Origin of the sequence: Pseudoalteromonas sp. CO325X (assembly GCF_004208955.1) — a bacterium.
Taxonomy (GTDB): Bacteria; Pseudomonadota; Gammaproteobacteria; order Enterobacterales; family Alteromonadaceae; genus Pseudoalteromonas; species Pseudoalteromonas ruthenica.
In genome coordinates this window covers 87,509-112,799 of sequence record NZ_SGPG01000010.1, presented here as the reverse complement: position 1 = coordinate 112,799, position 25,291 = coordinate 87,509, and the positions used below count along the sequence as shown (strand labels likewise).

Genomic DNA, 25,291 nt, shown 5'->3' with positions numbered 1-25,291 from the left:
CTTTTATTCCTGCTCACAACTGCAAAGCAGTGGATGCTCATGGTCACGGGCGTAGCGGTTAACCTGCTCTGTTTTGGTATGGGCAATATCTGCAGGGTAGATACCGCAAACCGCTTTACCCTCGTGATGGACCTTGAGCATCACGTCTGTTGCTCTTTCGCTATCCATATTGAAAAACGTTACTAATACTTCAATAACGAAGTCCATGGGCGTGTAGTCGTCGTTATTTAAGATTACCTTAAACTTACGCGGTGGCTGCAGCTTTTGCTTTTGCTCGTCACGACTACGCTCTACAACACCTGAATCTTTCATTCCACTCATATCTAAATATAGTCTTGTCTCTAGATCTCAAGCAAACCTGAAATCAAAAATAAATAAACTGTTAAAAAAATGCACAAAAAACTTGACTGAATGACCAAATAAACTACAGTCAAACGTGGACTGGCTATTCATTCGCCAGTCTAACAAACTATCAGGTTTAGATTAACTAAATTAGTCAACTTATAGAAGGATGTAGAAGTATGGCTTGTGGAAAAGTCAAATGGTTCAACAACGCCAAAGGGTTCGGTTTTATCCAAGAAGATGGTAGCGAAGAAGATATCTTTGCCCACTATTCCACTATTCAGATGGACGGATATAAAACACTGAAAGCTGGCCAAGATGTTACGTTTGAACTGCAACAAGGGCCTAAAGGCCTGCACGCAACCAATATTGCACCAACTGATGGCTCTGAACCGCTTTAATGCGGAAAGACCTAAGTGCTTTTGAGGCGTACGCAGACATTCAACAGTACATCGAAGAGCGGGCTTTGCAGTATTTCGGCTCGCTTTGATCTCCCCCTGACCCCTCCCTCTTTTTTGTTTACCGTAAAATTCTTTCATTTGTGTAAACATTACTTGAATTTTTTCTAATCGCCCTAACGTCTAGGTGAATGGAGCTTTTCTGTTTAGCTTGTTACACTGCCATACAGTAACAGCACGAGTTGGCCGCGCTAAACTAGACTTTAAAAGCGGTCGATACGATACAACGATAAATTAGGACACAAAATGACCTCGAAAATCATTTATACAAAAACTGATGAGGCGCCAGCCCTGGCTACCTACTCACTCCTACCTGTTATTGAAGCCTATTCCAAAGCTGCGGGCGTTGAGGTAGAAACCCGTGATATCTCGCTAGCCGGGCGCATCATTGCGCTATTCCCCGATTTCCTAAATGAAGATCAGCGCATTGGCGATGCACTTGCCGAATTAGGTGAGTTGGCAAAAACACCTGAAGCAAACATTATCAAATTGCCTAACATCAGTGCCTCAATTCCACAGCTGAAAGCGGCTATTAAAGAGTTACAAGCGCAGGGTTATGCCCTTCCAGATTACCCAGATGAGCCAAAGAACGAGCAAGAACAAGACGTTAAAGCACGTTATGACAAAGTAAAAGGCAGTGCGGTAAACCCTGTATTACGTGAGGGTAACTCAGATCGTCGTGCGCCTTCTTCTGTAAAAGCATACGCTCGCAAAAACCCACATTCAATGGGTGCATGGAGCAAAGATTCACAGTCACGTGTCGCGTCAATGCAAGACGGCGATTTCTTCGGCTCTGAGCAGTCAGTGACCGTTGATAAAGCCACTAGCGTGCGTATCGAGCATGTTGACGGTGCAGGTAACACCACCGTATTGAAGCCGGAAGTAAAATTACTTGATGGCGAAATTATTGATGGCTCACGCATGAGCGCAGCAAAATTACAGGCCTTTATTGGCGAACAAATTGATGCTGCGAAAGAGCAAGGCGTGTTGTTCTCGCTGCACATGAAAGCCACTATGATGAAAGTGTCTGACCCAATTATCTTCGGCCACGCGGTCAAGGTGTTCTATAAAGACGTTTTCGACAAGCACGGTGAGCTCTTCAATGAGTTAGGCGTAGACGTTAAAAACGGTATTGGCGATGTGTATGCACGTATCGAAAACCTTGATGAAGCCAAGCGCAAAGAAATTGAAGCGGACATTATGGCCGTGTATGACAAGCGCCCACGCGTAGCCATGGTTGACTCAGACCGAGGCATCACCAACTTACATGTCCCCAGCGATGTGATCATTGACGCGTCAATGCCAGCCGCTATTCGTTCATCAGGTCAAATGTGGAACGCCGATGGCCAGTTGCAAGACGCCGCATTTGTTATCCCAGATCGCAGCTACTCTGGCGTATACGATGCAACCGTTGAGTTTTGTAAAAAGCACGGCGCATTTGACCCAAGCACCATGGGCAGCGTGCCTAACGTCGGCTTGATGGCGCAAAAAGCAGAAGAGTATGGCTCACACGATAAAACGTTTGAGATTAAATCAGCCGGTAAAGTACGCGTTGTCGATGCGAACGGTCACACCTTAATCGAGCACGATGTTGAAGCCGGTGATATTTGGCGTATGTGTCAGGTTAAAGACGCGCCTATCCAAGACTGGGTTAAACTAGCAGTGAATCGTTCACGCGCGTCAAACACCCCTGCGGTATTCTGGTTGAATGAAAACCGCGCCCATGACGCCGAGCTAATCAAAAAGGTGAACACCTATTTACCTCAACACGATACTGACGGCCTAGATATTCGTATCATGGATCCAGTCGCGGCAACGCAGTTCTCATTAGAGCGTATTAAAGAAGGTAAAGACACCATTTCCGTTACCGGTAACGTACTGCGTGACTACCTAACTGACCTATTCCCAATTCTAGAGTTGGGAACCAGTGCAAAAATGCTGTCTATCGTTCCATTAATGAATGGTGGCGGCCTGTTTGAAACTGGCGCTGGCGGTAGTGCACCTAAGCACGTGCAGCAATTCCAAAAAGAAAACCACTTACGTTGGGATTCTTTAGGTGAATTCCTTGCGCTGGCAGCATCATACGAGCACCTAAGCGGTCGCTTTGACAATGCCAAGGCACAAGTGCTCGCCGATACGTTAGATGCAGCAACAGCGAAGTTCTTAGATGAAAACAAATCACCGTCTCGTAAAGTAGGTGAAATCGATAACCGTGGTAGCCACTTCTACTTAACGCTGTTCTGGGCCGAAGCGCTTGCAGCTCAAGATGACGATGCTGATCTAAAAGCACGTTTCACAGAAATTGCAGGTGAGTTGCGTAGCAACGAGCAGAAGATTATGGATGAGCTTAACGGTGCCCAAGGTAAAGCCATGGACATTGGTGGTTATTACCAGCCAAATGAACAACTTGCCTTCGGCGCGATGCGTCCAAGCGAGACATTTAACGCGATTCTAGCTAAACTTAAGTAATCGCCATTAATGCATTGGAAGGCACCCATAATGGGTGCCTTTTTTATTGGAAAAACTAACATTGATGAAACAACCACGTGGATTTAAAAGCGCAAGCGGACATGCACGCACACGCCCGAAAAAAGCCAGCAAGCCCCCGTTGCCGAAAGAGCAAGTAAAAGTCGTGCTGTTTAATAAGCCTTTCGATGTGCTTAGCCAATTCACCGACGCTGAAAAACGGCAAACCCTGGCGGATTTTATTCCAATTAAACATGTGTATGCCGCTGGTCGCCTAGATAGAGACTCTGAAGGCCTGCTACTACTTACTAACTGCGGTAAGTTACAACATCAACTGGCCAATCCGAAAAAAAACACCTTTAAAACCTATTGGGCCCAAGTCGAAGGCGCAGTCAGTAACGAAGCGCTCGAGGCACTACGAACCGGGGTCGAATTAAAAGATGGTCTGACCCGCCCTGCCAAGGTAAGTGTGATTGCCGAGCCACCTCACCTTTGGCCTCGTAACCCGCCTATTCGTGAGCGCAAAAGTGTGCCCACCACCTGGCTGCAAATTGCTATCAGTGAAGGGCGTAACCGCCAAGTAAGGCGCATGACCGCCCATGTAGGCCACCCGACCCTTAGGTTGATCAGAGCCAGTATAGGTGAGTATCAACTGGGTGAGTTACAACCCGGCCAGTACCAGGAACTGCGCCCTTATGCATAAGCCAAATGTCACAGTCGCCATGGTTGTAAAGAGTGCAGAGCGCTATTTACTGGTAGAAGAGCGCGATAAAAGCACCGGGCAGCGCGTATTAAATCAGCCAGCGGGCCATTTGGAAGCGAACGAAAGCTTAATTGCAGCAGCGCAGCGCGAGTTATTGGAGGAAACGGGGATCAACCTCGCGCCGCAAGGCCTGGTGGGTATTTACAGCCTCCAAGCGCGCAATGGCACCCATTACTTGCGATTTTGCTTTTTTGCTGAGCTCGATGAAGCGAGTGAAACCGCTCCCCAAGATAGCGATATTATTGCCTGCCACTGGCTGAACATAGCGCAAATCAAGGAGCAGCCATTGCGTTCGAGCATCGTGCTAACATGCATTGATGACGCCCAAAACCGCCCTGTTTTACCCTTAGAATATCTGCGTCATTGTCAAGACTAAGCGCGCAGCAGTACTTCAAGCCCTTATGTAAGCGTGGTATAATCCGCGCCTTAGTAGCAACGTGATAGTTATTTTCAGTTTTTATGACCGATAACAGCCAAATAAAAGTCATCGTCGGCATGTCCGGCGGTGTAGATTCCTCCGTCTCAGCATACCTGTTAAAAGAGCAAGGCTACCAAGTGGAAGGCTTGTTTATGAAAAACTGGGAAGAAGACGACAATGACGAATATTGTGCCGCCGCCGAAGATTTAAAAGATGCGGAAATGGTATGCGAAAAGCTGGGAATTGAGCTGCATACGGTCAACTTCGCTGCTGAATACTGGGATAACGTGTTTGAGTACTTCTTAGCCGAATACAAGGCAGGACGTACCCCGAACCCAGATATCATGTGCAATAAAGAAATCAAATTTAAAGCCTTTTTAGAATTTGCTGCAGAAGCCTTAGGCGCCGATTACATAGCCACAGGTCACTATGTGCGCCGTGAGCAACGCGGTGATAAGTTTGTTATGCTGCGCGGTGAAGACGACAATAAAGACCAAAGCTACTTTTTGTATACGTTGAGTCATGAACATATCGCGCAAACCCTCTTCCCGGTCGGTGATATTCCCAAGCCACAAGTGCGTGCCATCGCTGAGCAACAAGGCCTAGTCACCCACGATAAAAAAGACAGCACCGGTATTTGCTTTATCGGCGAGCGCAAATTTAAAGACTTTTTACAGCGTTACTTGCCCGCCCAACCCGGTAACATTGAAGACACCGAAGGTGAAGTTGTCGGCGAGCATGAAGGCTTGATGTATCACACCCTAGGACAGCGTAAGGGTTTGCATATAGGCGGTTTAAAAGAAGGTTCAGGTGAGCCTTGGTATGTGGTTGATAAAGACATTGAGCGCAACGTGCTTATCGTTGGTCAAGGCAAAAATCATCCACGGCTATTTAGTAATGGCTTAAACGCCAATAAACTGCATTGGGTTGATCGCATCGGGCCTAAGGGCACGTGCCGACTTACGGTAAAAACCCGCTATCGCCAACAAGATATTCCCTGCACCGTGGTCGCTGGTGAAGACGGCGTCGCACGCGTGCTGTTCGATGAGCCACAAAAAGCAGTAACACCCGGTCAATCGGCGGTCTTTTATGACGGAGATGTGTGCCTAGGTGGCGGCATTATCGACTCGGTGATTAAATAATATGAATGCCAATCAGATCATGGCCCTAGCCGCTATGTGCCAAGTGGCCATTCAAGTACAAAAGCTCGCTAAGTATGGCCAAGCCCAGCAAAGTGATATCGAACCCCTGCTCAATTCGCTGGTAGTTACCGACCCGGATAACGTCGAAGATGTATACGGCTCTCGTCGCGAGCTATACAGCGGCTATCGCGCCCTGGTGGCTCAGCTAAGTGCCGGCACCGAGAAAAATGTCGAACTCGTAAAATATGTCGGTGGCTTAATTCAGCTCGAGCGCATCTTAGCTTCCAAGCCCGAGGCATTGAATAAGTTGGGTAGTGAAATTCAAACCACTAAAAATAAGCTGACTCATTTAGAGCTAATGGATGAGTCCATTATTGCCGCTTTTGCCGAGACATATGCGACGGTAATAAGCCCCCTAGGGCAGCGTATCCAAGTATTTGGTCAGCCTCAACTACTGAAACAAAGCAGCATCCAAAACCGTATTCGCGCCCTGCTATTAGCCGGTATTCGCGCGGCGGTGTTATGGCGCCAGTTAGGCGGTAAACGGCGGCACTTTATTTTTGCCAAGCGCAAGATGTTGGCATTGGCCAAGGAACAACTTTAAACCCCAGCGCCGCCTCCGGCGGCGTACACATAGACATTATCGTTCAAACGTAAAACTTAGGAGTTAATATGGAGCTTTCAGCGTTAACCGCGATCTCTCCGGTAGATGGGCGCTACGGTAGCAAGACCAGCGAATTACGTAGCATTTTTAGTGAATACGGCCTGATCAAATACCGCGTACAGGTAGAAGTACGTTGGTTACAAGCTCTTGCTGCTGCCGAGCAGATCACTGAAGTTCCGGCTTTAAGTAGCAAAGCCAATGCACTCCTCGATGGCATTGTCGCCAATTTCAACGAGCAAGACGCACAGCGTGTCAAAGATATCGAGCGCACCACCAACCATGATGTTAAAGCCGTTGAATATTTACTAAAAGAAAAAGTGGCTGATAACGCTGAGCTTAACGCCATCAACGAATTTATCCACTTCGCCTGCACCTCAGAAGACATTAATAACCTATCTCATGGTTTAATGCTGCGCGAAGCCCGTGACAGCGTATTACTCCCTTACATGGATCAACTGCTTGAGGCCATTAAAGCCAAAGCGGTTGAGTACAAATCGGTGGCGATGATGACCCGCACTCACGGTCAGCCTGCCTCGCCTTCGACCATGGGTAAAGAGTTTGCCAATGTTTACATGCGCTTAAAGCGCCAACGTGATCAGGTTGCGAACATTGAATTGCTTGGCAAAATTAATGGCGCAGTCGGTAACTATAACGCCCACCTAAGTGCTTACCCAGATTACGATTGGCACAGCCACGCCGAGCGTTTTGTTACTAGCCTAGGCCTAAGCTGGAATGCCTTTACAACGCAAATCGAGCCGCACGACTATATCGCCGAGCTGTTTGATGCCGTCGCCCGCTTTAACACCATTATCATCGACTTTGACCGTGATGTGTGGGGTTATATTGCGCTAAACCACTTTAAGCAAAAGACCATTGCCGGTGAGATTGGTTCATCAACCATGCCACATAAAGTGAACCCGATTGATTTTGAAAACTCCGAAGGTAACCTTGGCATCGCCAACGCTATTTTCGCCCACCTAGCGCAAAAACTACCAATTTCTCGTTGGCAGCGTGACCTTACCGACTCAACCGTATTACGTAACTTGGGTGTTGGCATGGGTTATACCTTGATTGCCTACCAAGCAACGTTAAAAGGTGTAAGCAAGCTCGAAGTGAACGAAGAGCGCCTACTGGCTGAGCTCGACCAAAACTGGGAGCTGCTTGCTGAGCCGATTCAAACCGTAATGCGTAAATACGGCATTGAAAAACCGTATGAAAAGCTTAAAGAGCTGACTCGAGGTAAACGTGTAGACCAAGCCGCTATGGCCGAGTTTATCGATACCCTAGCGTTACCTGAGCAAATCAAAGCGCAGCTAAAAGAATTAACACCGGCAAATTATATTGGCCGTGCCGTTGAATTTGTAGAAAACCTATAAGTCCATCGACAGTGATAACATAAAAGCGAAAGGGCTGCCCTTTCGCTTTTTTATTGGGAGAAACTATGTATAGCTTAACAATCAATGAGCTGACTAAAGAACAGTTTTTGCAACACTATTGGCAAAAGAAGCCGCTGCTGATAAAAGCGGGCTTTACTGATTTCAATGACCCACTTTCACCCGAAGAGCTTGCCGGGCTTGCTATGGAAGAAGGGATTGAATCACGGATTGTCACCAATGATGGCAGCTGGCAATGTCTAAATGGTCCTTTTGAAGACTTTAGCGCCCTTGACGAGTCTGACTCAACCTTGCTGGTGCAGGCGGTGGATCACTGGCATCCTGAAGCGAGTCAATTACTGGAACCATTTCGATTTATCCCGAACTGGCGTATTGATGATTTAATGGTTAGTTACTCTACTCCAGGCGGCGGCGTTGGCCCACATTTGGATCAGTATGATGTGTTCATTATTCAAGGGCAAGGTCAACGCCATTGGCGCGTTGGCGAAGTAAATAAGAACCTACGTCAATTCAGTGCTAATAAGGGGTTATTACAAGTCGACCCCTTTGAGGCCGTCATTGACGTGCAATTAGAGCCCGGCGATATTCTCTATATTCCCCCGAATGCACCGCACGAAGGCTATGCTGTGGCCCCCTCGCTGAACTACTCGGTGGGCTTTCGCGCTCCCAACCAAGTTGATTTAATGAGTGCCTTTGCCGATCATCTTATCGATCACGACCTAGGTCAACCTCGCTATGGCGACCCAGAACTGGCAATTCGTAGTAGCCAAGGTCAACTGCATGACCACGAGCTGGAGAACTTACGGGCGCTCATGCATCAAGCGATTGATGATGACAGTGTGTTCTTACGCTTTATTGGCGAAACCTTAAGCCAGCCCAAGCACGACAAAGACTTACTCCCTGTTGAACCCGCCATGTGTGCAGATACAATCTGCGACTATGTGAGCGATTATCCGCATTTATACAAGGCAGGAGGCTTACGAGCCCTATACATTACTCGCGATAACGCGGTGATATTATTTGTCGAGGGACACAGCTTTTCCCTACCGATTGAGCATCTTGGCGCTATACAGGCGTTGTGTGATCAGCAAAGCATCTGTACATCCCAACTTGAGCCTGCGTTAAATTGTTTACTTTTTCGTCAAACCTTGTCTACACTGATCAATGAGGGATACTGGTACAGTGAATAGGAGGGTGTATGTCCTATCAGATCCACCAAGTCGACTGGGGATCACAAGACAACCCAATAAGGCAAATTCGCGAAAGGGTTTTTGTGTGTGAGCTGAATATACCAAAGGCCATCGAGTTTGATGGCCGTGATACAACCGCCCTGCACTTTATTGCCTATGCAGATAACGGCGAACCCGTTGCCACTGCGCGGCTATGTAAAGATGGCTTACTTGGCCGTATAGCTGTGCTACCGCCGCATCGAAACCGAGGCATTTACTCGCAAATGCTCACTTTCATACTGAGCAACGCGGCTAGCAATGGCTTAGAGTCGATATGCATTAACTGCTTACTCGATGAAGTTGAGCGTTTTAAGAACAAGGGTTTCTCGCCGTGTGGATGCGTGTTTATGGAAGCGGGCATCCCAAGGCAACGCCTGCAATGCCCCATTGCACAATGTGATTCAAGCCCTTTTACGATGGTTCATTAACCCATAACGCGTCTTTGTCACACAGCTCATACAAGCCGTGAGCGCGCTTGATTAGCAGTTGTGCAAAGTCGTGTTGGGTTTTATCTAAGTTTTGGCTATTAAGTAGTTGCTCAGCTTGCATTTGCCACTGCAACGAGAAATAGCGCATTGCCTCACGCGCGTTGGTGGCCGCTGTAACCTCAACATGGTCAGCAGGCAAGCGCCCTGTGATCACCCAATAGGTTTTGCCGTTCTGCGCTTTGAATTTCCACACCGCACACAAAGGGGCGAGGAACCGACTGTCTTTGTCGACAACCGATTTAGGCATAATGCCCTTCTCTGCTAAGTGCTTTTGCGCACTTTGGAAACAGTGGCGTTGGAATTCGCGAATTTCTTGTTCTTTTTGCTGTTCTTGTTGTTCTGACATGTTACTACTTTTTTATCTGTTAACGCTGACTTCACTTTACGAATTACCACAGCGTGTTGCAAGAGCTACGACGGATTTTGCCGTTAATTGCCAAGTACTTTTGCAGGGTCCACCTTGCTGGCCTGCCAAGCTGGGTATATAGAGGCTAAAACAGTGATGACAAGGGCAATCACAGCAATAGCAACAATATCTTGCCAATGGATTTGCGAAGGTAAAAAGTCGATAAAGTAGACCCCAGCCAGCTTGTTCTCACCGATAAAGGCACTCCACCAAGCAAAAAGTTCGGTGATGTTCATGGCTAACAATACGCCGATAACAATACCCACTATAATCGCAAACAGCGCTGACACCACACCTTGCAGTAAAAATGCATGCATAATCACAAAGTCACTGGCCCCCATGGTGCGCAATATTGCGATGGCGCTTTGTTTTTCTTTTACTTCCATAAACAGCGACGAAACGATGTTAAAGCTCGCCACCGCGATGATCAAAAAGACGCTTAAATACACAATAGTGCGAACCATTTGAATGTCCGCATAGAGGCTGCCTTGGGTTCTTATCCAGCTATTGACGTACACATAATCACTGAGTGTACGGCCTATGGCCATTGCCTGAGTTTGCGCGGCAAAGACATCATGCAGTGTTACTCTTAGCCCTGTGACCTGATGGTCAGCCATTGAAAAAGCCGATTGCAACCTAGACATAGGCAGGTAAATCAATTGCTTATCAAGCGGCCCATGGCTGTTTAGCATGGCCACCACCCGACCTTGAATGCGGATCGGCGCAGACAGTTCTTTGCTTTTATTCGTCACATCACTCATTAGCAAAGTGATATCATCACCAATATTAACCGCCAGTTGTTTTGCTAGCTGCTGGCCGATAATAAGCTCATTGCCTGCGAGTTGTGTTAAAGGTTTACCATCAATAAAGTCATCTGCTATTGATACTTGGCTTTCAAACTCCGGCACAACCCCCCGAAGCTGAGCGGCGGCAAGTTCACCTCGATATTGCGCCATAGCATTGGCAGCAACAAAAGGCGCCGCGCTGGCTACCCCATCCTGCTCTGCCAGTTGCTGGCGTTTCGCTTGCCAGTTATCAATAGGGGTATCAGCGGCGACATACTCTACATGGGGCACCAAGGCTAGCAGCCGCTCTACCAACTGCTGCTGAAACCCATTAACCACCGAGAGCGCTAATATCAGTACCGCCACACCGAGGATAATGCCAAGACTGGAGCTTTTCGCCATAAAGCCCATAAATCCTGAGTGATGCTGAGATTTACGAAACCGCCGCGCAAGTTGGTAGCTTAGCTGTAGGGCATTCATTGTGCTGTGCCCACCACAGGTTCATGAAGCACCCCTTCATCAAGTTCCACCTGGCGACTCAACTTCCCTGCTAACTCCAAATCATGGGTTACCACCACAAAGCTGGTTCCTAAATCTTGTTGTAACTGAGCAATAAGTTCATAAATACGCTGGGCATTATGTTTGTCTAAGTTACCTGTGGGCTCATCGGCCAAGACTAAGGCAGGCTCGTTAACGATGGCCCGAGCAATAGCAACCCGTTGGCGCTCTCCACCGGATAGCTTGGCAGGCTTATGGCTCAAGCGGTGTGAGAGGCCAACGCGCTCAAGCATAGCTGCAGCCTTTTGCTGGGCTTGTTTAGCGTTGGCCCCAGCGATGAGCAGTGGCATAGCGACATTTTCTAGGGCGGTAAACTCCATCAATAGGTGATGAAACTGATAAATAAAACCAAGGTGCTTGTTACGAAATTGGGCCTGTTGCTTACGACTGAGCGCTGCAACGTCGGTATCACAGATACGTAATTCGCCGCTACTTGGTACATCTAAGGTGCCAAGAATATGCAGCAAAGTACTTTTTCCAGACCCAGAGGCGCCAACAATGGCAACACTCTCGCCGCGCTCTAAAGATAAATCGATGCCTTTTAAAACAGTAATTTCTTCTGCTGCATCGGCATATGTTTTGATTAGGCTTTCACAGCGTAATACTGCATTACTCATATCGTAGAACCTCTGCCGGGCGGACCTGCGCCGCTTTTTTTGCTGGGTATAGCGTTGCTAAAAAGCTCATAAAAATCGCTCCGGCAACAATCGCTAATAAATTAATAGAGGATACCACCACGGGCAGCTCCTGCTGCCCTAGAAGCTGGATTCCTATACTCGCTAAAAGGGTATTCAAATTGCCCACCACCAACAGTGCCAATACGGCGCCGATAATGCTACCAACTACACCGTTGTACATGCCCTGAACCATAAACACGCGAGCCACTTGACGGTAGTTAAGCCCTAATGTTTGCAAAATAGCGACTTCACCTTGTTTTTCTCGCACCATCATGGTCAACGACGAAACAATGTTAAATACCGCCACTAATATAATCAGCCCGAGCAGTAAGCTCATGATACGCTTTTCCATTGCCACTGCTGAAAACAGACTTCCCTGACTTTGCCGCCAATCGGTTATGCCTTCACGCTGGCCGATGGGTAGTTTACGTAGCACCTCATCCACCAAGAAAGGGTCGTTGAGCATCACTTCTAATGGCGCATGCGCTTTATCACGGATGCGCATCACGCGTTGCAATGATTCGCCGGAGGTAAACAAGGTATGCATATCAAGCTCGGACCCAGTACGATAGATGGCGTTAATGGTAAACAATCGCTGTGCAGGAATACGCCCCATGGGGGTATAGGTCGAGACACTGGGAATGGTCACACGCAACGTGTCTCCCAAGCCGACCTGCAAAGAGCGAGCAAGATAGCGGCTGATAGCGATGGTGTAGCGCTGGGCAAAAACCTGGCTACTATCGCCTACTTCAACATGTTCAGTGACATGCTCAGGAAGCGCTTCATAGGGTGCTTGCAGCAATACACCTTGGATATCGGCGCCGCTTTGTACAATCGCCTGCGCTTGATGGTAACGGTTGATAGCTTTGACCTCAGGCATTTGCTGCAACCTCGTCTGCAGTGCTTGTTGCTGCGCTTCACTGCGTTGCTGCATATCGATTTGCAAATGAGGGATCATCGATAACATTGAGCGTTTGAGGTTGTTTTCAAAGCCATCCATCACCGACATAACCGTAAACAAGGCGGTGATCCCTAAGGCGATGCCAGCGATGGAGAAAAACGACACAAAAGACACAAAGGCACTGCCTTTGGAGAGTCGCGAATATCGCAGGCCAATAAATAAACTGACAGGCTTATACATCAACAGGTTAACAGTCCAATTGCAAAGCGATGATGCTAACACAGGGGCCAGCGAATAGGTATCCCAACGCGCCCATCACCTGTGTTTACACATAGCTAGGCTTAAAAATTAGGCTTGAGCGTTTCACTGAGGTGATCGGCAAAGTAATCTAGCAAGGTTTTGGTGGCATTTGCCAAGTAAAGGTTAGCCGGGGTGACGGCCCAAATGGGCTCTTTGCGTATCGCAAATGGTTGCAGTACCTCATGCAAACGCCCCTGTTGTAAATCGCTGCGCACGTAGTAATCAGGCAGTTGCACCAATCCTAGTCCTTGCTTGGCGGCATCCGCCAGTGCCCAACCGCTATTACAGCGCAGCCGGGTTTTAGTGATTTTCACATGGCGCACCCGTTGTTGCTCAGCAAAGCGCCAATAATCCGAATGACCAACTAGGCAATGATGATAGTTGAGTTCGCTTAAAGCATAAGGCTCCCCCTGCTGCTCAAGGTATGAAGGTGCGCCACAAACCACCACAGCGCGTGCACCAATACGCCGTGCGGTGAGGTTGGAGTCAGCCAGTTCACCGATACGGATGGCCAAGTCGATATGTTCTGATATCAAATCTAGAGATTGGTTACTGAGCATCATATTGACGCTCACTTTGGGGTACTTAGCCATAAATCGATGCACCAAGGGCATAATAAATTGCTCACCAAACATCACCGGTGCGGTAATTTTAAGTTGCCCACTGGGCTGCGCTTGTTGCTCTTTGAGAGCCCACTCCCCTTGCTCCAATACCGCTTGCGCCTTTTTAGCATGATGCAACAGCAGCTCACCTTGCTGCGTTAGCACCACTTTACGTGTGCTGCGGATAAACAGCTGAGTATTGTAGTACTCCTCCAAAGCGCTTACCGAGCGGCTTATATGCGCCACGGATGTGCCTAGTTGTTTGGCTGCTTGAGTGAAAGAAGCCGCTTGCGCAGCAGCGACAAACTCGACCATACCTTGCCAGCGCATTATTACCTCTGTGTAAAAGTATATTAATCTGGGCCAAAAAGTATCATATTGTGTAATAATTTCACCACTTTTACATAAACGGGAACACAAAAATGGCCGAATTTATTAAATCAAAAGCTGCTGTAGCCTGGGGTCCAAAGCAACCACTTAAAATTGAAGAAGTGGATGTCATGATGCCTAAGGCCGGTGAGGTGCTGGTTAAAGTCCATGCATCTGGCGTATGCCACACTGACGCATTCACTCTTTCTGGTGAAGATCCAGAGGGCATATTCCCTGCCATTTTGGGCCATGAAGGAGGCGGTGTTGTTGAAGCCGTCGGCGAAGGAGTGACCAGTGTGGCGGTAGGCGATCATGTTATTCCACTTTATACGCCAGAGTGTGGTGAGTGTAAATTCTGTACTTCTGGCAAAACCAACCTGTGTCAGAAAATTCGCGAAACCCAAGGTAAGGGCCTGATGCCAGATGGCACCACACGCTTTTATAAAGACGGTGAGCCAATTTATCACTACATGGGCACCTCTACCTTTTCGGAGTACACGGTTTTACCGGAAATCTCATTGGCAAAAGTGAATAAAGAAGCGCCTTTGGAAGAAGTGTGTTTACTTGGTTGTGGCGTCACCACCGGAATGGGTGCGGTGCTCAATACTGCAAAAGTACAGCCGGGTGATACCGTTGCTATTTTTGGTCTCGGTGGTATTGGCTTGTCAGCCATCATTGGCGCGAAAATGGCCGGTGCAAGCCGTATTATCGGCATTGATATCAACGAGAGCAAATTCGCCCTGGCAGAAAAACTGGGGGCCACTGACTTAGTTAATTCCAATGATTACGACAAGCCTATCCAAGAGGTCATTGTCGAGATGACCGACGGCGGCGTTGATTTCTCGTTTGAGTGTATTGGTAACGTCAATGTTATGCGCAGTGCTCTAGAGTGCTGTCATAAAGGCTGGGGTGAGTCCGTAGTCATTGGTGTTGCTGGTGCTGGGCAAGAGATTTCTACCCGTCCTTTCCAATTGGTTACCGGTCGTGTATGGCGCGGTAGTGCCTTTGGTGGCGTTAAGGGACGCTCAGAGTTACCAGAAATTGTAGAGCGTTACCTAAACAACGAATTTGCTCTTAATGATTTCATAACTCACACCATGGGCCTTGAGGATATCAACGAGGCGTTTGATCTGATGCATCAAGGCAAGAGCATTCGCAGCGTCATCCATTTTGATAAGTAGAGGGTACTATGAGCCTTGAACTGATCTCAAAGAACAAGGTTCACGGCGGTTGGCATAAACGCTACCGCCATGAATCTGCCGTCAATAACTGCACGATGACGTTCGCTATCTATTTACCACCCGGGGTGGATGAAAGTCAGCGCGCGCCGGTGCTGTATTGGCTTTCCGGCTTAACCTGCAACGATGAGAATTTTATGCAAAAAGCAGCAGCATTCAAAAGTGCTGCCGAGCTTGGTCTTATTATCGTTGCCGCTGATACCAGCCCTCGTGGCGAGCAAGTTGCAGACGATAAAGATGGGGCCTATGATTTCGGCCTGGGTGCTGGGTTTTACGTTAATGCCACGCAAGCACCTTATGATCAGCACTACCAGATGTATGATTATATCAATGAGGAACTACCGGCGCTTATTAACGAGCATTTCCCGGTCAGTGGTAAGCAAAGCATCAGCGGCCACTCCATGGGCGGTCACGGCGCGTTGGTATTAGGGCTGCGTAATAGCGATAAGTTTGCCAGTATCAGTGCCTTTGCACCGATAGCGAGCCCCACTCGGTGTCCTTGGGGTGAAAAAGCCTTAACCGGCTATTTGGGCAATGATAAGCAGACATGGCGCGAATATGACAGTAGCTTATTACTGGCAGAGACTAACGCCGAGCAGTGTCCCCCGCTCCTGATCAGTCAGGGGTTGGCGGACGATTTCCTGCAACAGCAGCTTAAACCTGAGCTGCTACAAGCAAGCGCTGATGAAGCGGGCATTGCGCTTATTCTCGAGCAACATCCCGGTTACGATCATAGCTACTTCTTTATTAGCAGCTTTATTGATCAACATTTGCGTTTTCACGCCAAGCACTTAGCTTAATTCCAACCCCCTCCTGAGTGTCATTACTCGGGAGGGGGTTGCTGCGAGTCGTCAAGCAACTCTTGCGTAAAGGCGCGAATAAACCCCACAAGTTGCACAATAAAGATCAGTAAAAAAGGAATACCACCAATTACCGCAATATTGCGGTTAAGCGGTTCATCGGCAATAAGCAGTAATGCAAGGCTTATCACCGCCATCGCTGATGACCACAAAAAGAGTGAGGCGCGCGAGTGCACGCTTTCACAGAGCTGGCGGATCACCAGCAGCGCAGAATCGGCACTGGTGGCCACAAACACCATGAGTAATAGCAAACTGAGCCACGCCAATAGTTCACCAACGCCACCGAGTTGCGAGAAGAAAATAAACACACCTTGAGTGTAATCGGTGCTGATCACGGCAGCTAAATCCGCTTGGGTCTGGCTATCCAATGCCAGTGCTGAGCCCCCTAATACGCTGAACCACACTAAGCTGACCATAGTTGGGATAATAGTCACACCGAGAATGTATTGCCATAGCGGTCGACCTCGAGATATACGCGCTAAAAACAGCCCTACAAAGGGCCCCCACGCCAACCACCAAAAGTAGTAATTATAGGTCCAGGTTGAGGCCCAATCAGCATCTTTTAATTGCGAGTCAAACTGCCATGCACCTGAAACCACCAGCAACAGGTACTCTTTTAGACCATTCCACAAAGTGCTCAAAATCGGCGTTAGTGGCACCGTCAATATCACCAACGCCATCATAATAAACGCTAGATAGACATTGAACTTGCTGAGCACCTGAATACCACGGCGCAGCCCAAAACGAGCTGAAGTAACATACAACGCGGTGATCGCGAGCAGCATTAAGGCACCGACCCAATGTGCGTTTAAACTCAAGCCGTAATGCTCAAGTTTAATGGTGACGCCATTTTTCAATAACATACTGGCATTGGCAATGGTGCCCACCACGCCAAAAAAGATGGCGATAATGGCAACAAAGTAAATAACTCGTTTGATGCGAACTTTATGCTTTACTCCTAAGGAGCACGGCAACGCGTGTAATACCGGAGCACTGAGATCATCGGCGTTTTTTATCGCCCGCGTAACACCGCCGAGCATCAAACCAAATACTGCGTAAAGTGCCCATGCATGAAAGCCCCAATTGAGCATAGTTAACGCCATACTGGCGGCGACTGGCTCGGGATACATGCTGTGCTTAAGAGGCATTTGATGGCTGTGCAATACCGGCTCAGCGACGCCCCAAAACACCAACCCCGAGCCCATACCTGCGGCAAAAAGCATGGCCAACCAGCCGAAAGTGGAAAACTCTTTTTGGGCATCAGCCCCACCCATTTTCCTTCCCGCCAAGGGACTAAAGCACAACATCAACAAAGCGAGCAGGAGCGCGTTTACAAACAGGAAAAAGCCGCTGCCCAAGTAGGCAATCGCTGTTTGAATGGCAGGTTGAATTAACGTTTTTAGGCCCTGGGGCCATAACGCGGTGATCGCCGCAATAGCGACACACACCACCAGCGCTTTACGTTCTAGGGAGTTTTTCACTACGCACCGAGCAATAAAGACAAACGCGTATTTTAGCTACAGGCTGCGCCCGAGGCAATTGCTTTACCGTGATAAAGCAGGCCACCTGAGTGACCTGCTGATATATTGCGCAAATCTCCAAGGATTATGGCAGCAGCCCATAATCAATGAACAATGGTTGCGCTATTTCATATCTGCAAAAGGGTTCTCAATGTTAAGTTTCACCGAGTTTGTAAACCCGGGAATGCGCATTTGCTGCTGATCAAAGTGAATATCTGCCTCATCGATTAGGCCTTCACCAAAGCGATAGATGATGTTGAATTCACCTTGCTGTGCTTGTTGCCAGTAAATTTGCTGCTGAGCGAGAGTACTTTGCAAGCGCTTGTGGTGTTCGCTCATCGCCTGCTCTCCATGGCGTTTAGCCAACATTTTTTTGGTCAATTCGGGGCTTAGCACGGGCGCAGTAGCGTTGTTACCACCAAAGCCCTTTGAGTTGATAAAGGCAACGTCCTGCGCCTCACAATGACGATGGGTCAAACTGATATGTAAGCGGTCATCGTGCACATCATCAGCCACTTTATCGATGGTCGTGATCCCCGGCATGATGTTGGTATCAAACACCCCTAATGCGAAGGCTAGCTGGTCGCCACTGGCCGGTGCGATGGTATGGCCCACATAGGCTTTCGGGGCAACGATAGGCCATTGCTCAATACCATAGGCGCTGGCAATACGGTCGTAAATAGCAGACTCAGTGACGCGATTTTGCGGCGTACTTGAGCCGTGCGCTAATACAAAGCTGCGCTGGGTTAAAGATTCATCGCCAACCATGGCTTGGGCTAGGGCCACAGATTTGGCCATAGTGATGTAATTACCCGGCCCTGGCGCAGTTATTGACTTTTTATACCCATCGGCATTTACAAATACCTCTGGCACACTGCCACGTATTTGCGCCCCCAGCTCTAAGGCTAGGGCATCATCCATAAGAATGGTGACTTGTGCCCCCTCACCTATGGTGAAACCGCAGTTGTCTCCGAACGGGCGGGAAGTACGGCGATAATCAACTTCATCGCTGTTATCAAGCTTTTTCAAATTATCATCGTTGGCCAACGCGCCCATATTCCCGAAGCCTTCAATAATCTCCGGCTCGATGGCACATTCACTTGAAGCAACAATAGCCACGCGCGTACGCCCAGCGGTAATGTCATTCACCGCAGCGCGCAGATTGTATAAAAACGTGGCACAAGCACCCGATGTGGTAAACGTCGTGCCGACACTGCCGGTTACGTAGGCATTGATAAAATCCGTCGACATGGTGTTTAAACCAAGCGCTAACTGCTTAGTACTGACGCGATCACCTTGTAAACGGGAACGAAATAGACCGCCTAAGCCTTCGCTATTGACCTGCCCCGCTACCGAGGCGCTGTAAGTACCAATTTGATCCGGCGCTACAGCACTCATTACTTTTTGCCAATCAAGGCCACTGGAGTGAATAGCATCACTGGCTGCAAAAATTGTCGCTTGCAGCCCCCGAGGCTGATAACGGCTGTTATATAACACCGACGGGTCAAAGCCCGTTGGCAATTGCCCCGCCGCTTTAATCGGGTTATCTCGGAAACTATCATGTTTAAAGGTAAATTCGCCGTTGATACGTACTTCAACTTGGCCTTTATCTAGCTCAGTTATTTGCCAGTTACTGGGCACAGGCGAAGGTAGTTGCCGTGCTCGCGTGGTAAAGGTGATCGCTTGTTCACTGTGACCAGTTAACTTTTGCTGCCAGTGAGTCGCATCCACATCAAAGTGCGTCGCCTCAATGCGGCGAATTAGCGTACCCGATAAAATTTGTTCGCCAAGCTGGCTCTCAACATTGTCAAGAGTAATGGTATTTCCATCGCCATCAACTAATTGCTCTTCTTGCTTACTCACCAAATTCATAAGCGCAGCAAGACCAAGTAAGGTTTCTTGGCGCTGTTGCTGCCCTAAAGCATCGAGGACAACACGACGAAACCCTTGGTTAAACGAAGTACGGCCAGCGGCATTGATGCCACCCATAGCGACAATAACAGGTAATGCTTTCATAATAACTCTAAGACGTTAAGACTATATATGTCTCTAGTGTAAGTGGAACTACACCTAGTCTTTGTGCTTTAATGGCCATATATTTATTAAAAATAGCCAAATTAAAGTGGTCGGAGCTTTGTATGTCCCCTTATAACGTCATGATTGCCCTGTATCCGCATATGCTGGCCACCAGCTTAACCTTGCCGTTTGAGATGCTTCAGGCTGGCTATGCTTATGCCAAGCGCCATGTGCCAAATTGTCGGGCACTGTGCATTGAGCTGCTTAGCCATAACCGAGAGTCGGTTACCGCTCACAGCGGGTTGCCGTTTTTTCCAAGCCGTAACTATGATGATATTTCGCACTGTGATTTATTGATTTTACCGAGTCTGTGGCGTAACCCCAGACCAGTACTGCGCCAACAAAATGCATTGGTAGCGGCATTACGGGCGATGAATTGCAAGCACACAGCCATGATAGGGGTGGGTACTGGCAATTGCTTTTTAGCAGAGGCTGGGTTGCTGGATGGTCACCCTGCCACCACGCACTGGCATTATGCTGCGCAGTTCAAACGTGACTACCCCAAGGTTGATCTAAAACCGGAATACTTCATCACCCAAGCCGAAGGGCTATACAGTGTTGCCAGCCTTAACGCGCTCGCAGATGTGATTGTTCATCTATTAGAAAGCCTTTACGGTCGCGCATGTGCTTTACATGTGCAGCGTAACTTCTCACATGAGGTCCGTAAGCCCTATGAACAGCAGCGTTATTTAGAAGGGATGAATGAACGCCACCCTGATGAGCTAATAGCGCAAATCCAATTTTGGATGAAAAACAACTTAAGCGCTGAGCTGAGTATTACAGAACTTGCAAGCTCCTTTGATATTTCTCAGCGTAGCCTCACCCGGCGTTTTAAACAGGCCGCAGGACTCAGCCCCAACCAATATTGGCGTAAACTGAAAATTCAAAGCGCTCAAGAGCTGCTCGCCAGCTCGAACTTAACGATTAACGACATCGCAATGGAATTAGGCTTTGGTAATCAAGCTCTTCTTAATCGCCTATTTCGTCAAGAGCTGGGGCAAAGCCCCAGTGAGTATCGAGCCTTGGTGCGCAAAAAGCTGTTCGACAGCAGTGGCTGAGACATTGTTACGAACGCCCGTTAAATTCATTGCGAGGCAAAAACTCTAACACCGTCGCGTTGATACAATAGCGCGCCTTGCCATCAGGCCCCTCATTGGGAAACACATGACCTAGATGAATGCCCGACGACTTGGAGCGGATCTCGATGCGCTGCATACCGAAACTGTTGTCTTGATGACGAGTCACTTGCCCTGCCACCGGCTGGGTGAAAGACAACCAACCGGTGCCGGAATTAAAGCGGTCGCGAGTATCGAACAGTGGCGCCCCTGATAGCTTGTCAACAAACACTCCGTCCGGCGTGTTTTTGAACACCTCATATTGCTTACAAAATCGGCTGTCTGTCCCTTTGGCGAATGCCACCCGGTACGCTTCTGAATCACCCAGTTTAAAGGCGCCGAGAGCTTGATAGAATAGCTCAGGTGACATATAACCTTGGTGCGCAGCTACTTCTTGGCCATTTTCTATAAATAAAATGGTGGGGGTGGCGTAAGTCTCGGACGTAATGGTAAGGCCTTGAAGCTGTGAAGCGTAACGTAAATGTACGTCAATCGTGCCCTGATAACTTGCCAACACCTCTTGTTTAAACTTTTCACAATAAGGGCAATAGTTTGGTGAGTCTAAAACGACAATGTGTTTGCCCTCAAGCAGCTGAGTGTTGTCTTGGTGCTCTGTCTCCTTGGCGTTAAACACCACGCCGGTGGAGTGATCCGGACAGTATCCATTGGGATTCTTGCGCAAGTAGTCTTGATGATAGCGCTCAGCCATATGGAACTTATCGAGCGGCTTGATGAGCGTGGCTATCTTGCCGTAGCCCGCCTCGCTCAATAATGCTTGGTATTGTGCTTTTACTCGCTGCGCAAGTTCAGTTTGTTCGTTGCTGTAAGTGAGTATGGTCGAGCGATATTGCGTACCTCGGTCGTTCCCTTGGCGATTGACTTGGGTGGGGTCATGTTGCTCAAAATAAAACTGTAAAATACGCTCTAATGAAATGGCATTGGCATTAAAGGTCACCCTAACCACCTCAGCATAGTTGTTCTCATCATAGCGCCGCTTAGCGGCAATGATATTTTTGTATGTAGGTTTGAAACCACGCCCATCGGCATAGCCTGACTGAGCATCGAGTACCCCAGGGAGCGCTTCAAAGCGTTTTTCAACCCCCCAGAAGCACCCTGCCCCGAGCACAACGCGCTCTTTCGCGACACTCATTTGTGCGTCATTGTTGTCTGCGCCCATCGCTGCTGAGCTGGTCACGAGAAAAATAAGAAGAAAAAACAACTTGTTAAACATGCTAGCCTCATTAAACTAAATGATCATAGATGCCCTGTAAGTACGTAGAGTGAATACAACGGTACCGCCAGACCTATGCTATTGCTTTACGCAGTAGCGTGTCTTTTAGTTGACCGTTCACACCAATAAATTTATTCATTGAGTACACGCATGAAAGACAAACTGACCAAAGAAGCCATATATGAACGCCTCGCCAACGTCGAAGATGCACGCGCTTGTAAAGCCATCGACGAAAATGCCTGCAAAGTGGTACCCGGCAATTACTTAACCTTGCTACTGGCGCAAATTCTCAGCAAGTTTGCTGATGCGCTGCTCAACCCTAAAGTCACCCTACCGTGGTTGATGCAAAGTTTGCAGGTCCCCAGTGCACTGATCGCGTGGCTGGTGCCTATTCGCGAGTCTGGCTCGTTATTACCGCAGCTAGCAATTGCCGACTTTATTCGTACTTTAGCAGTGCGCAAGTGGGTGTGGGTGCTCGGTGCTATAGTGCAAAGTTTCTGTATATTTGCCATGGTTGCAGTGGGGTTAACCTTGCAAGGCACCACAGCAGGGCTTGCTATTATCGCTTTGCTGGTGGTGTTTTCCTTAGCGCGCGGGTTTAATTCCGTCGCCGCAAAGGATGTACTGGGTAAGGTCATCCCCAAGCAGCAACGGGGTAGTTTATCGGGTTTTGCGGCAAGCGCAGCTGGGCTTGCGACCATTACCTTTGGCCTTGGTTTATGGTTTTATCAACAACAAGGGGATAAATCAGCGGTACTCATTGCCTTAACCTGCGGTGCCCTTGTGTGGCTAATGGCCGCCCTCACCTATGGTCGTATTCGTGAATACAGCGGCGCTACAGAAGGAGGTCGAAATGGCCTTCGCCATGCGCTAGGCAAGCTCACTTTACTTAAGACTGATAAACAATTTGCGCACTTTGTGCTAACCCGAGCATTGCTATTGTGTTCGGCGTTAAGCGCCCCTTTTTATATTGTGTTGGCCAGTGAGCAACAGTTCGACTTTTCATTACTCGCTTTATTTATGGGAATTTCCGGCGTCGCCAGCTTAATCTCAGCACCGATTTGGGGGCGTCTCAGTGATTTATCCAGTAAGCATGTGCTCGTCTTAGGTGCCACCTTAGTTAGCATCAATGGTTTTGCCGTTTATCTGGTCGCGACCTACTCCCCTGGTTTGTTGAGTCATATTGCCTTTTTGCCAGCAATGTATCTGGTATTAACTATTGCCCACCAAGGCGTGCGGTTAGGACGCAAAACCTACGTGGTTGATATGGCAGAGGGCAATAAACGTACAGATTATGTGGCGGTAAGCAACACGGTTATAGGGGTCTGTTTATTGGCGTTTGGCAGTTTGGGCTTGTTAAGCCACTGGCTCAACAATGCTGAACTCATTTTAATTTACAGCATTCTCGGCATTGCAGGGGCTATCAGCGCTTTGATGTTGCCACGGGTTTAACTTTATCGCACGCGGTACTTAATTATCCGCATTTATGCTAATTTGCTAGCACAATAACAACAACTCAGTGAGGAGTTTATGGCCACAGCGAGACCTGATCCGCGCTTTTATCATATTGATACCCATACCTTGGTACTCGATTGCAGTGCCATAGACAGCATTGAGCATCAACACAAGCAGCGCATGGTCAATCACTTGGCCAACACATATATAAATCAAGGTGGTTGTATTGATGTGGTCAGCGCCCATCAATGTCTGACTCTGTATTGCGCTCAAGGCACTGATGTTGTGCAGTTGCAACAGCAATTACTAACAGCGTGGCATCAGCTTGACGAAACGACACTCAGTCACGCACACCACGACATCCCCGTGCACTATGGGGGCGAATACGGTATTGATTTAGAAGCCGTAGCTGAGGCCAGCAAGATGAGTGTCAAGGAAGTCATAAAGCTGCACAGTAGCGCCTTGTACGAGGTCGATTTTCTTGGCTTTCAACCTGGCTTCGCTTATATCAGTGGGCTCCCCAAAGCACTGCATTTACCGCGCCTAGACACGCCCCGTACCGAAGTGAAAAAAGGCACCGTCGCCATCGCTCACGATAAAACCGCCATTTATCCTGCGCAATCCCCGGGGGGATGGAACCTGATTGGCTACACTGATCTGTGTTTATTCGACAAACATAATACCCCCCCTGCTTTATTTGCACCTGGTGATACTATTCGCTTTGTGGAGGTAGACCATGATTGAAGTGATAAAAAGCGGCCCACAGCTAAGTATTCAGGATTTGGGGCGATTCAATTATCGCCATTTGGGTGTATCGCAAGCAGGCGCTGCCGACAGTGATGCCCTGCGTATTGCCAACCGATTGGTGGGGAACCCAGATAATACGCCAGCGCTTGAAGTGACCTTAGGCATGGCGCAGCTAAAATTTTGCAGTAGCCAGTGTTTTTCACTCAGTGGCGCCGACATGAGTGCTAATCTCAATGGTGCCCGAGTTGACCCAGGCTGGAGTTATCAAGCCCAGCCTGGTGACATACTGACTTTCGCTTCCAGCGCACTGAACCTGCGCTGTTACCTTGCCTTTGCCGGAGGCATTGCCGCCACCGCAGAACTGGGTAGCTACAGCACCGATATCATGGCCGGTTTGGGCGCCAATCACGGTCGTGCACTCAGTGCGGGTGAGCGAATAGCTATCCACCCGAGCAGCTTTCACCCGCAGGGTTTTGGGGCGCGCTTACCGACCCGCCAGGGGCCTATTCATTTTATCCCGGAGCAACGCGATCATGGCTTAACCGCATCAATCAGAAGCGCTTTTACCGAAGGCCGTTGGCAAGTTGCACCGCAAAGTAACCGCATGGGATTACGACTGCATTGGCCACAGCATGAACGCCTACGCCACTATCTCGGGATCGCCAGCACAGCGGTGAGTCCCGGTACCATTCAATTACCCGGTAATGGCGAGCCCATTGTGTTGCTCAATGATTGTCAGACAACGGGCGGCTACCCTATTCTCGGTCACGTGATCAGTGCAGACTTACCCCGTTTAGGGCAGGCTCGCGCCGGCGCTGAGTTGCAGTTCGAGCCGGTGAGCTTAGCACAAGCAGAGGCGATCAATGCAGCCCACCAGCATGAACTTAACCGCCTTGAAATTGCCATGCGGGGGCGCCAACACGCTCGCTAAGATATCGCGCTTTGGTTTTCGACAAAGTGCACCCCTCACCCTATCTAAGGCGCACCACCTTGGTGCGTCGCAATTACACCTATCGACCGAAAATATGCTAAAGCTGTTGCTTTTCCCCCGCAACAAACTTACTCCGACCTATTATGGTGCATAACA

At 48.7% G+C, this 25,291-nt stretch carries 24 protein-coding genes; 15 read left to right on the top strand and 9 right to left on the bottom strand.

The annotated features are described in order from the left end of the window. Positions 1 to 3 precede the first annotated feature (3 nt). Positions 4 to 321, bottom strand: a complete 318-nt coding sequence (clpS, locus tag EXT46_RS03860) for an ATP-dependent Clp protease adapter ClpS (RefSeq protein WP_053911292.1) — start codon at positions 319 to 321, stop codon at positions 4 to 6. A gap of 200 nt (positions 322 to 521) precedes the next feature. On the opposite strand from clpS, the gene cspD reads away from it, so the two are divergent. The 9 genes from cspD (at position 522) to EXT46_RS03815 (ending at position 9,304) form a co-directional block, all read left to right on the top strand. Continuing rightward, positions 522 to 743 (top strand): cold shock domain-containing protein CspD, encoded by a 222-nt coding sequence (cspD, locus tag EXT46_RS03855; protein WP_022944168.1) that lies wholly within the window; start codon positions 522 to 524, stop codon positions 741 to 743. 303 nt (positions 744 to 1,046) lie between these two features. Then, positions 1,047 to 3,269 carry an NADP-dependent isocitrate dehydrogenase gene (locus EXT46_RS03850; RefSeq protein WP_130145332.1) on the top strand — a complete coding sequence of 741 codons (2,223 nt, stop codon included), beginning with the start codon at positions 1,047 to 1,049 and terminating at the stop codon, positions 3,267 to 3,269. A gap of 64 nt (positions 3,270 to 3,333) precedes the next feature. Further along, complete coding sequence (locus EXT46_RS03845; RefSeq protein WP_130145330.1) at positions 3,334 to 3,969, top strand: pseudouridine synthase; 636 nt, start codon at positions 3,334 to 3,336, stop codon at positions 3,967 to 3,969. After that, a complete protein-coding gene (locus EXT46_RS03840) occupies positions 3,962 to 4,405 on the top strand; it encodes an NUDIX hydrolase (RefSeq protein WP_130145328.1) in 444 nt (147 codons plus the stop codon). The genes EXT46_RS03845 and EXT46_RS03840 overlap by 8 nt, the downstream gene beginning before the upstream one ends. Before the next feature lie 83 nt (positions 4,406 to 4,488). After that, complete coding sequence (gene mnmA, locus EXT46_RS03835; RefSeq protein ID WP_130145326.1) at positions 4,489 to 5,589, top strand: tRNA 2-thiouridine(34) synthase MnmA; 1,101 nt, start codon at positions 4,489 to 4,491, stop codon at positions 5,587 to 5,589. A 1-nt stretch (position 5,590) separates the two neighbouring features. Further along, positions 5,591 to 6,193 (top strand): high frequency lysogenization protein HflD, encoded by a 603-nt coding sequence (gene hflD / locus EXT46_RS03830; RefSeq protein ID WP_045978760.1) that lies wholly within the window; start codon positions 5,591 to 5,593, stop codon positions 6,191 to 6,193. A gap of 68 nt (positions 6,194 to 6,261) precedes the next feature. Continuing rightward, positions 6,262 to 7,629, top strand: a complete 1,368-nt coding sequence (gene purB, locus EXT46_RS03825) for an adenylosuccinate lyase (protein WP_130145324.1) — start codon at positions 6,262 to 6,264, stop codon at positions 7,627 to 7,629. 65 nt (positions 7,630 to 7,694) lie between these two features. After that, on the top strand, positions 7,695 to 8,837 hold the full coding sequence (locus EXT46_RS03820) for a cupin domain-containing protein (protein ID WP_130145322.1): 1,143 nt from the start codon (positions 7,695 to 7,697) through the stop codon (positions 8,835 to 8,837). 8 nt (positions 8,838 to 8,845) lie between these two features. Next, positions 8,846 to 9,304, top strand: coding sequence for a GNAT family N-acetyltransferase (locus tag EXT46_RS03815; protein WP_022944160.1), 459 nt, complete (start codon positions 8,846 to 8,848; stop codon positions 9,302 to 9,304). Here the strand turns inward: EXT46_RS03815 and EXT46_RS03810 are convergent. The 5 genes from EXT46_RS03810 to EXT46_RS03790 all read right to left on the bottom strand — a co-directional run bounded on the left by EXT46_RS03810 (position 9,288) and on the right by EXT46_RS03790 (position 13,926). Then, the gene (locus EXT46_RS03810; RefSeq protein ID WP_130145320.1) at positions 9,288 to 9,710 is read right to left on the bottom strand and encodes a DUF4826 family protein; all 423 of its coding nucleotides are present in this window, start codon (positions 9,708 to 9,710) and stop codon (positions 9,288 to 9,290) included. The genes EXT46_RS03815 and EXT46_RS03810 overlap by 17 nt on opposite strands. A gap of 83 nt (positions 9,711 to 9,793) precedes the next feature. Beyond that, on the bottom strand, positions 9,794 to 11,035 hold the full coding sequence (locus EXT46_RS03805; protein WP_130145318.1) for a lipoprotein-releasing ABC transporter permease subunit: 1,242 nt from the start codon (positions 11,033 to 11,035) through the stop codon (positions 9,794 to 9,796). Beyond that, positions 11,032 to 11,730 (bottom strand): lipoprotein-releasing ABC transporter ATP-binding protein LolD, encoded by a 699-nt coding sequence (gene lolD / locus EXT46_RS03800; protein WP_130145316.1) that lies wholly within the window; start codon positions 11,728 to 11,730, stop codon positions 11,032 to 11,034. Before lolD ends, EXT46_RS03805 begins: the two co-directional genes overlap by 4 nt. Beyond that, complete coding sequence (locus EXT46_RS03795; RefSeq protein ID WP_130145314.1) at positions 11,723 to 12,931, bottom strand: lipoprotein-releasing ABC transporter permease subunit; 1,209 nt, start codon at positions 12,929 to 12,931, stop codon at positions 11,723 to 11,725. The genes lolD and EXT46_RS03795 overlap by 8 nt, the downstream gene beginning before the upstream one ends. 101 nt (positions 12,932 to 13,032) lie before the next feature. After that, positions 13,033 to 13,926, bottom strand: a complete 894-nt coding sequence (locus tag EXT46_RS03790) for a LysR substrate-binding domain-containing protein (RefSeq protein WP_240701081.1) — start codon at positions 13,924 to 13,926, stop codon at positions 13,033 to 13,035. 89 nt (positions 13,927 to 14,015) lie between these two features. On the opposite strand from EXT46_RS03790, the gene EXT46_RS03785 reads away from it, so the two are divergent. Together EXT46_RS03785 and fghA are read left to right on the top strand one after the other, a co-directional pair. Further along, positions 14,016 to 15,143, top strand: coding sequence for an S-(hydroxymethyl)glutathione dehydrogenase/class III alcohol dehydrogenase (locus EXT46_RS03785; protein ID WP_053911303.1), 1,128 nt, complete (start codon positions 14,016 to 14,018; stop codon positions 15,141 to 15,143). Positions 15,144 to 15,151: 8 nt separating this feature from the next. Beyond that, positions 15,152 to 16,000: an S-formylglutathione hydrolase gene (gene fghA, locus EXT46_RS03780; RefSeq protein WP_130145310.1), complete on the top strand. Its 849-nt coding sequence runs from the start codon at positions 15,152 to 15,154 to the stop codon at positions 15,998 to 16,000. Positions 16,001 to 16,023: 23 nt separating this feature from the next. Here fghA and EXT46_RS03775 read toward each other — a convergent pair whose 3' ends face one another. Continuing rightward, a complete protein-coding gene (locus EXT46_RS03775) occupies positions 16,024 to 17,541 on the bottom strand; it encodes a BCCT family transporter (RefSeq protein ID WP_240701079.1) in 1,518 nt (505 codons plus the stop codon). Between the two features lie 162 nt (positions 17,542 to 17,703). Beyond that, entirely contained in the window at positions 17,704 to 19,596 is a 1,893-nt protein-coding gene (locus EXT46_RS03770) for a beta-ketoacyl synthase (RefSeq protein WP_130145306.1), read from the bottom strand. A gap of 122 nt (positions 19,597 to 19,718) precedes the next feature. Between EXT46_RS03770 and EXT46_RS03765 the strand changes: the two genes are divergently transcribed. Continuing rightward, positions 19,719 to 20,714 (top strand): helix-turn-helix domain-containing protein, encoded by a 996-nt coding sequence (locus EXT46_RS03765; RefSeq protein ID WP_130145304.1) that lies wholly within the window; start codon positions 19,719 to 19,721, stop codon positions 20,712 to 20,714. A 7-nt stretch (positions 20,715 to 20,721) separates the two neighbouring features. Here the strand turns inward: EXT46_RS03765 and msrA are convergent, their stop codons facing one another. After that, positions 20,722 to 21,948: a peptide-methionine (S)-S-oxide reductase MsrA gene (gene msrA, locus EXT46_RS03760; protein WP_240701080.1), complete on the bottom strand. Its 1,227-nt coding sequence runs from the start codon at positions 21,946 to 21,948 to the stop codon at positions 20,722 to 20,724. A gap of 204 nt (positions 21,949 to 22,152) precedes the next feature. Here msrA and EXT46_RS03755 point away from each other — a divergent pair, with 204 nt between their 5' ends. From EXT46_RS03755 to EXT46_RS03745, 3 genes are all read left to right on the top strand, one after another. Then, a complete protein-coding gene (locus tag EXT46_RS03755) occupies positions 22,153 to 23,454 on the top strand; it encodes an MFS transporter (RefSeq protein WP_130145300.1) in 1,302 nt (433 codons plus the stop codon). A gap of 78 nt (positions 23,455 to 23,532) precedes the next feature. Then, complete coding sequence (gene pxpB / locus EXT46_RS03750; protein ID WP_130145298.1) at positions 23,533 to 24,201, top strand: 5-oxoprolinase subunit PxpB; 669 nt, start codon at positions 23,533 to 23,535, stop codon at positions 24,199 to 24,201. Next, entirely contained in the window at positions 24,194 to 25,135 is a 942-nt protein-coding gene (locus EXT46_RS03745; RefSeq protein ID WP_130145296.1) for a biotin-dependent carboxyltransferase family protein, read from the top strand. The genes pxpB and EXT46_RS03745 overlap by 8 nt, the downstream gene beginning before the upstream one ends. Positions 25,136 to 25,291 lie beyond the last annotated feature (156 nt).